Here is a 7,790-nt window from a genome sequence, read left to right on the forward strand (position 1 = left end):
TGCCAAAGCGATCGCTTGATCGCTTTGGCCCGCTAACATTTTCTTCAAGACCTCTCGTTTACGAGGTGTTAGCTGATCAAATGCTACAGTCAAATCTAGTTGATTCAATTTTTCTAAGAACATCTCAGTCTTGCCGATAGAGATTTTGAATAATCGGTTTTTTCCCCTAGACATAGCGTTTAGGTGGTTATCAAGATGCACCAAAAAAAGATAGTATTTCTGCTAATTTTAAACCCATCCTAACTAGCTTATCGAAAAGCTGAGCTAGCCATGAGTTTGTGAAGATTTTCACACAAATTATGGATTAGACGTGGCTTGTGAGCCTTTTTCCACAAATTACCCTGATGTCTTAAACACAGGCTATAGTTTGATTAATGGCAATCAAACCTATACGAGGTTATAGATGTCTCAGTAATCTCTTGCCTTTTCCCTCAAGCTAAAACCCTGCGTCTGATGGCACTGAGTACTGGTCATATCATATCACTCCCTGTTGCACTTGTATTGCCCAAAATTGGGAGCTTGATGGGTTGTGTTGATAAAGCGATCAGCTTTTAGCTATCAGCTATCAGCTTGGTAGATACCTGATCCGAAGTGGGTGAAAACTTGACAAACATAAGGTTAATACCTCGCCCCTTGTGCCGGACCTAACAAAGCTAAGTGCCTCAGGGCGAATGGTGAGAACTTTGATCTAGCGTTTATCTAGATATAGGGATTGAAAGCTGCCAAACAAAACGTCGTTAGTAGTTAGTCAGACCAATGGCATTGCTGAATCTTCGAATTAATATGAGTGGGGTGGGCATCCTGCCTGGGAAATGAAACGGGCAAGATGCCCGTTCCACGCCTGATGCTCATTCCAAAAAATTCTTAAAATCATTGCATAATTAAGCAATGCCAGACCAATTAACTAACCCCTAACCCCTAACCCCTAACCTGAAATCCCCCAGATTTGACCGTCGGGATCAGCTGAAATCTAAATGAGGAGTTGCTGATATACCATTGACACACTAAAAGTTAGTCACAAGTCAGTCATAAGTCAGATCATCTCAGGCGGTAAGTCAATATGCAAGTGGGGTTTGATGAATATATGAGGTTCAAAGAGAATTTTATGAAATTAGGAGATCAAAAATGCAAGACCCATCTACCATCGATTTAGCTATAGCGTTTTCCATACTTATGAGGTACACAGGATTTTTTTCCTATTCCCTTTTCCCGTCTTGATGCAGTCGCGAATGGGGTAAACCACGTCAGTTGCTCATGTGGGATCCGCCTTTGGGCTCACTAGCTCACCTGTTCTCTTGCTGCATCGCTATTATCTGTTCCCAGATCCGCTGTTCCCTATATGTCTACGATCATGTTTAATCCTACCGAGATAATCATTGATACCTGTGTTAAAAACCTACAGACAGGTTTCCACAGCACTTACGGCAGCCTTAAATCAGACTACTGTGAGCTGATTACTTGGGCTACCCACATGGCTCTGGAAAATATTGCTAATAGTGACGCTCTCTATCACAACATTGAACACACCTTCCTAGTCACCCTAGTTGGACAGGAAATCTTGTGGGGTAAGCACATCTGCGAAGGGAGCGTCTCCTGTGAAGACTGGTTGCACGTGATTATCTCTTTGTTGTGCCATGACATTGGCTATATCAAAGGCATCTGTCGTCAAGACCAACCAGACCAAGGATTGTATGCCACAGGAATAGACAATTTCATGATTACTCTCCCTACAGGTGCAACTGATGCCAGCCTTACTCCCTACCATGTAGACCGGGGTAAGCAGTTTATTGATGAACACTTTGGTAATCACCTGCTGATTGATACTGAGCAGATTAAGCACAATATTGAATTAACCCGTTTCCCAGTACCTGCTGATCAGGATCATCAAGACACGGTTAACTATCCTGGTTTAGTCAGAGCAGCAGATTTGATTGGTCAGCTGGCTGATCCCCGCTACTTACAAAAAATTAGTGCCTTGTTCTACGAGTTTGAAGAAATCGGGAAAAATCAGATTTTAGGCTATCGTAATCCCGGTGATTTACGCCGGAACTACCCAAACTTTTACTGGAATGTTGTCTATCCTTATATCAAACCCGCATTGCCCTACCTAGAGCGAAGCCTTTCTGGTAAACAAATCCTGGCTAATCTCGATGCCAATGTCTTTCGAGCAGAACACCAATCCCAGCCTAAAGCACTCTTCAGCCATCCCTGTCGCTATAGTCAAACGACAGCACAACTATGTACAGCATGATTAGGCATGGATCTAAAAGGGTTAGTAAACAGCTAGAGAAAATGTTGCAGAGTCTACCAAAAACTCTTATTATTTGTTAGAATTAAATTAGGGTAACACCGACAGGGATTATTATGTAACTTAAATTAAAGCCGAAAACCAAGGGTTTAATAGTTGCGCTGTAATCCCGGTGGAACGAACTTTTTTGACATTTTTATGGCGCTCGCGGGATATTCCTGAGGGCTTTGGGAGATACCCCCTGGATGCGAGAGCATCTTGCATTGGCGAGCTAGAGTTTACCTTTGGTAGATTCTGGTAGCTAAAAAGTATCGGACATCATCAAGGCAAATCATCAAATGGCGATTTTGTTCAAAGTTATTTGTGCAAAGTTAATTGAAAATTGATCATTGACCATTGACCATTAACCATTGACAATTAACAATTAACAATTAACAAATGACCAATGAAAGCCATTTTAATGACCGCTGCTGGTACACCTGAAGTGCTGCAACTTCAGGATGTACCAGACCCCACAATTAAAAACGACACAGAAATCCTGGTGCGTCTTCACGCTGCTGGTGTTAATCCCATTGACACCAAACTGCGGCGTAGAGGTACCTTTTACCGTGACCAAATGCCAGCTATCCTAGGCTGCGATGGTGCTGGTGTGGTAGAAGCTGTTGGTGCTGGTGTCGATAAATTCCAGGTCGGTGATGAGGTATATTTCTGTGCTGGGGGATTAGGATTATCTGGTACGGGTAACTATGCCGAACTAGCTGTTGTTGATCAGTCCTTAGTTGCCCACAAGCCTAAATCCCTCTCCTTCCCTGAAGCCGCTGCTGCTCCTCTAGTACTGATCACTGCCTGGGAATCATTGTATGACCGAGGACGGTTGCAAGCAGGACAAAAGGTGCTGATTCAGGCAGGTGCTGGTGGTGTTGGTCACGTTGCTATTCAGCTAGCTAAGCTCAAAGGTGCTGAGGTTTGTACTACTGTCGGTTCTCAAGAAAAAGCTAGATTAGTGCGTCAGTTAGGTGCTGACTATCCTATCCTTTACAAACAAACTAGCTTTTTGACACTCCCCGTCCTTTAAGGACGGGGATTCTTACTTCAACGAGCTGTCTTGCGTATAGCAGGTCGGAACCAGAAAAAGTAGAGGGCAATTCGACCTAAGCGTTTAAATCAAAGATTTAGGTTTCGGTGTGCCCCACCGTACCTTTTTTTATATAGATAGATACTTTTTTTATCTAATTTTTTTTCATAGACGTTTAAGTCGTTAGACCAAATTACGCAATATGTATCTGATACATATTTTTTACGTTGTCTACTTATCATTAGATAGTATTTATCTATTTTTTTTTGTTTATAATTTTATAATAACAAGCAGTGATAAAACTGTCAAGTTTTAACTTAAAAAGAAAGCCGTCCTATAAGGACGGGGCTTTAAACCCAAAATTTTTGGTAAAACCTTTTATGACACCTGTGAAGCAGTGCGGGTATATGGCGATATTGTGACTATCCTCCAACCAGACCCAGCCGAAGGTAATTTGAAGACAGCGCGATCGCATAATTTGCGCATCAGTCTAGAACTCATGCTCACCCCAGCCTTGAAAGGGCTCACTACAGCTCAACAGCACCAAACCGAGATTCTCCAGCAGTGTGCTAATTGGATTGATCAAGGTAAACTGAAAATTCACCTCAGCCAACGGTTTCCCCTCAAAGAAGCTGCTGCTGCTCACAACGCTATCGAAGCCGGTTCTATGACAGGTAAGGTAGCACTAATTATCCATTGAACCTCCCCACCCGCCTCAGGGATGGGGATTCCCAGGCACAGCAACTAAGTCACTGTTAACTCCATGGGCGTAACTTTCCCCCGCACCGGAGGTAGCTGAGTTTGAAGTTACCGTAAGAACAAGGCAGCCTTTATAGTTAAAGGGTTATGGGTAAAAGGTTCTAGGTTGTTGTAATAAGGCTGCCTTGTTCTAAGGCGCGCGTCTTGTGGGGTCAATTCCCAGTTTTTTGAGACCCCGAATTTTTATATTTACTGCACCATTTACATCTGCGTCGTTGTAATGACCACAGTTAGTGCAAAGGAATTTTTCTTTTTTTCTGTTCTCTTTACTCGTGTGGTGACATTTTGGACACCTTTGAGACGTATGCTTGGGATTTATTTTGATTACTGGAATACCTGACTTTGCAGCCACGGCCTCAATCTTATTGACCAATTCTCCCCAAGCTGCATTAGATATTGAACGATTTAAGCCTCTTTTTGCGGATTGTCCATTGCGTTCGCGTAGCGTCGGCTTTGCCGAATCGTACCCACCATTTTCATTGGGTTTAGGCTTGCAACGAGACTTCATCGCTCTGATGTTTAAATCTTCAAAGATTAGAGCGTCTGCACCATCTACTAACTTATTGGCAGTCTCCCAATGGTAGGCATTACGATTATTAGTAATGCGTTCATGGAGAGATGCCACCTTGGAGTAGGACCTGCTTCTATTCTTAGACCCTTTCTTTTTTCTGCTGGCAGCTCTTTGTCTTAGCTTCAGACGCCTTTCTCTACGCTTAAAAGACTTTGTCCGTGCCGGGTTAGCTATCATTTTCCCAGTGGAAATGCTGATTAGCTTTTTAATCCCCAAGTCACAACCTTTAACTCGCTCAGGATTAATCTCATCCCTGGCTTTTAATGGAGGGACTGGAATTGAATTGTCTTCAATCTGAAGACTTACGAACCATCCACGAGCTTTACGCCGAACAGTGACAGATTTAACATTAAACCCTTCGGGAATTGGACGAGAATTAAAGAAACCCATCCATCCGATACCTGGCAAGTAAATCCGATTCCCATCTACCTTGACCTGCCCAGGGGAATATTTAAAACTTCTGAATCTAGATCTTCTCTTAGGCTTAGGATATCCAGATTCGCCTTTGAAGAACTTAGAAAAAGCCACATCCAACTGTCTTAGCGCCTGTTGCAAAACAGTTGAGTTAATAGTCTTGTACCAAGGTCTCTCCTTTTTAAGGATTGGCAAATTTGAACTTTGAGCTTCGTAAGCAGTTCTTCTAGGGTTCTTTTTATTACTCTTCCATGGGTAACCAACAGAGTGAGATTTGCTAACCGAACAGGTCAACGGGCACACTTCACTCTTACTTTTTAGATCACAGTAATTGCCTAACCTAGGAGCTTTAGCTTGATCAAAAGATTCAATTCTATCTCTAAGTAAGTAATTATACTGCGATCGCAACATATCCAACCACCTATTCATTGTGGCTTTTTGTTGTCGGCTTGGCTTGAGTTTGTACCTGTACCCGAACTGCATTGTTTCGACCTATTTATCCATGCTATATTAATTATAGCTTTTAGGAATGCTGATGTCTTGAACATGGGAAAAAGAACTGGACGCCCTCCAATACACGGAGAAGCGAAAAAATCACATACCGTTAGAACTACAGATGCTGCCTGGGACGGCCTAAAAGAGATGGCAGACAGGGCAGGTCTAACACTATCTGAGTATTTGGAAGCTTTGGGGAAGACTGGCTTACTGATACTTTTAACCGCGACATCTTAGACATTTAAGACATCTAGTACAACATCACCGACATGATAGGTTTTGGTGGTATCCCACATCGCCTTGAGGAAAATCCCCACGGCTCCATTGAAATCTCTATGGATTTCATACCCACATTTGGGACATTTAAAATTCTTGGATCCTCCAAGTTTCCTATGGATGTGTCCGCATTTTGTGCAGGTCTTTGAGGTGTATTCCTCAGTTATTCTCACGAGCTTGGAACCGTACCGGTTACACAAATGCCCTAAAGTCTGCGAGAATTGGTAGAATGCCCAACTCATCATCGCGCGAGCAGTTTTACTCCTTAACTTCCTTCTCTTTTTAGCTACCATCTGAGAAGTCTCAAAAGTAGGCATAACAATAATGTCGTAGTTTCTGGCTAGATAAGACGCTACTTGTTTATGAATCTCAGAACGCAGGTTTTTTATTCTAGTCCGTTGGCGTTCCATGGCTTTCCTAAGCTTGTAACGTAGCCTCTTGAATTTCCTCCCTTTGAGTTTGTCAAGCTTTGACTTTATTTGGTCGAGATGACTACAAAGCGTGGGCGTACTTGCTAAAATCACCATTTCCGAACTCTAAAAAATCCGAACCATCAAATCCTGTTACGAAAGTGCGGACGCCCGGATCTAAGGCAATAATTTTCTCGGTTATTGTTGGTTCAGTCCTTAGAGGCACAGGGAAGTGAGCAAACCACCTACCTTTGTTGAAGGTCAATTCAGTAGATCCCTTAGTCAGTACACAATAGTTGTGTCCCTTGAATTCTGGTAATGGTAGATGTTTTGTAGACGAAACCATCCAGTGGCCATTTTTATAGGCTGTAGGATCGAACTTTAGAGTAGCGGTTTGATCGCGAATACTCCTAAACCTGGCTAGTTTTCTTCCCCTGTCAGGGTTAAGTTTTCTTTTTTTACCAATACCAATGTACTGTGGCTCTTTTTTCGTCTCCTTCCAGGCGGTGTAAGCTTCCATTGACGCATTGTCTAAAAGTTTTGATATACCTAGATCAATGCACCATTGAGGAATTAATCCAGAACTTTTTAAAAAAGTCCTAAATCCGTGCTTCCCTCCCTTCTTGGTAGTCTTAACATAGCCTTGCTCTCTGTTTAGATAATCAATCGATATGTTGTATACCTTTCGAGAGGCTGCAACCCACTTCTTCCAGATCTTCTCAAGTTCCTTTACTGGATAAACTCGGTAACTCGCTGTCATCAAGGATTCGTTTTTTGTATTTCCTGAGTCCATAGAGTCGGCAACTAAAGACGTGGACGATTGCCAGGAGATCTTCGACCATTTCCTGTTCTGGGCTGAGGTGCGTTTCGTCGAGAACCAGTATCTTTGTCTCAAATTTGCCGCACAGCCATGAGATAAGATCGAACCCAAAGCGGCAAAGCCGATCTTTGTGGGCAACGACAATAAGCTCGCAAGTGTTGCTGAGAACTCTGTCCAGTAAGGATTGTAGTCCTTTTCTTTTGAAGTTGAGTCCTGACCCGATGTCAAAGATGACTTCACAACCGGGGTAACGAGACTTAAGAAAGCGTACTTGTTGTTCAAGGTCACTCTTTTGAGAGCGGCTTGAAACTCTGGCATATAAGATGATGTCTGTTTTTGGTTTGGCTGGTCGAATAGAGACAACTGAATCCAAGTCGTATCTTCTTTGACCTCCCGGCGTCTTGATCCCTTTGATTGTCCCTGCTTCGAGCCATCTTTCGAGAGTTCGAGTTGAAACTCCAAGTCTTTGAGCAGCGACTCTTGGTGGAACATAGTTGACTGACATCGTTCTCCAAAGAGCTACTCTTTAAGTCTAAGGCAAGATGTCGGTTAATGTTACGCTTTGTCAGGAGTTTTATTGATCAGGACTCAACTCCCTTAAATACTTGAGGGGAAATTCATCCCTGGAGACGAAACCTAAGGAGAGTGGAGCCTTTATGGTTAGTCAGCTATGCATCTAAAGGTGCGACCCGTGGCGAATTAAATTCGCCACGGGTCGCACA

5 protein-coding genes and 2 pseudogenes are annotated in these 7,790 nt (G+C 42.9%); 3 read left to right on the forward strand and 4 right to left on the reverse strand.

What is annotated here, in order from left to right; translation table 11 throughout:
* The first annotated feature begins 1,351 nt into the window (after window positions 1-1,351).
* From F6K37_RS27130 to F6K37_RS27140, 3 genes and pseudogenes are all read left to right on the forward strand, one after another.
* A complete protein-coding gene (locus F6K37_RS27130; RefSeq protein ID WP_287253481.1) occupies window positions 1,352-2,251 on the forward strand; it encodes an Npun_R2479 family HD domain-containing metalloprotein in 900 nt (299 codons plus the stop codon).
* 442 nt (window positions 2,252-2,693) lie between these two features.
* Window positions 2,694-3,305: pseudogene (locus F6K37_RS27135) on the forward strand (alcohol dehydrogenase catalytic domain-containing protein); the annotation flags it as partial.
* 385 nt (window positions 3,306-3,690) lie between these two features.
* Window positions 3,691-4,023: pseudogene (locus tag F6K37_RS27140) on the forward strand (zinc-binding dehydrogenase); the annotation flags it as partial.
* Window positions 4,024-4,212: 189 nt separating this feature from the next.
* Here F6K37_RS27140 and F6K37_RS27145 read toward each other — a convergent pair.
* From F6K37_RS27145 to F6K37_RS27160, 4 genes are all read right to left on the reverse strand, one after another.
* Window positions 4,213-5,550 carry an RNA-guided endonuclease InsQ/TnpB family protein gene (locus F6K37_RS27145; protein ID WP_287253483.1) on the reverse strand — a complete coding sequence of 446 codons (1,338 nt, stop codon included), beginning with the start codon at window positions 5,548-5,550 and terminating at the stop codon, window positions 4,213-4,215.
* 245 nt (window positions 5,551-5,795) lie between these two features.
* The gene (locus F6K37_RS27150) at window positions 5,796-6,365 is read right to left on the reverse strand and encodes an RNA-guided endonuclease InsQ/TnpB family protein (RefSeq protein ID WP_287253485.1); all 570 of its coding nucleotides are present in this window, start codon (window positions 6,363-6,365) and stop codon (window positions 5,796-5,798) included.
* Window positions 6,331-7,008 (reverse strand): hypothetical protein, encoded by a 678-nt coding sequence (locus F6K37_RS27155; protein WP_287253486.1) that lies wholly within the window; start codon window positions 7,006-7,008, stop codon window positions 6,331-6,333. Before F6K37_RS27155 ends, F6K37_RS27150 begins: the two co-directional genes overlap by 35 nt.
* Entirely contained in the window at window positions 6,968-7,573 is a 606-nt protein-coding gene (locus tag F6K37_RS27160) for an IS607 family transposase (RefSeq protein ID WP_287253488.1), read from the reverse strand. The genes F6K37_RS27155 and F6K37_RS27160 overlap by 41 nt, the downstream gene beginning before the upstream one ends.
* Between the last annotated feature and the right edge of the window lie 217 nt (window positions 7,574-7,790).

This window comes from Moorena sp. SIO4E2, from assembly GCF_010671945.1.
GTDB lineage: Bacteria > Cyanobacteriota > Cyanobacteriia > Cyanobacteriales > Coleofasciculaceae > Moorena > Moorena producens.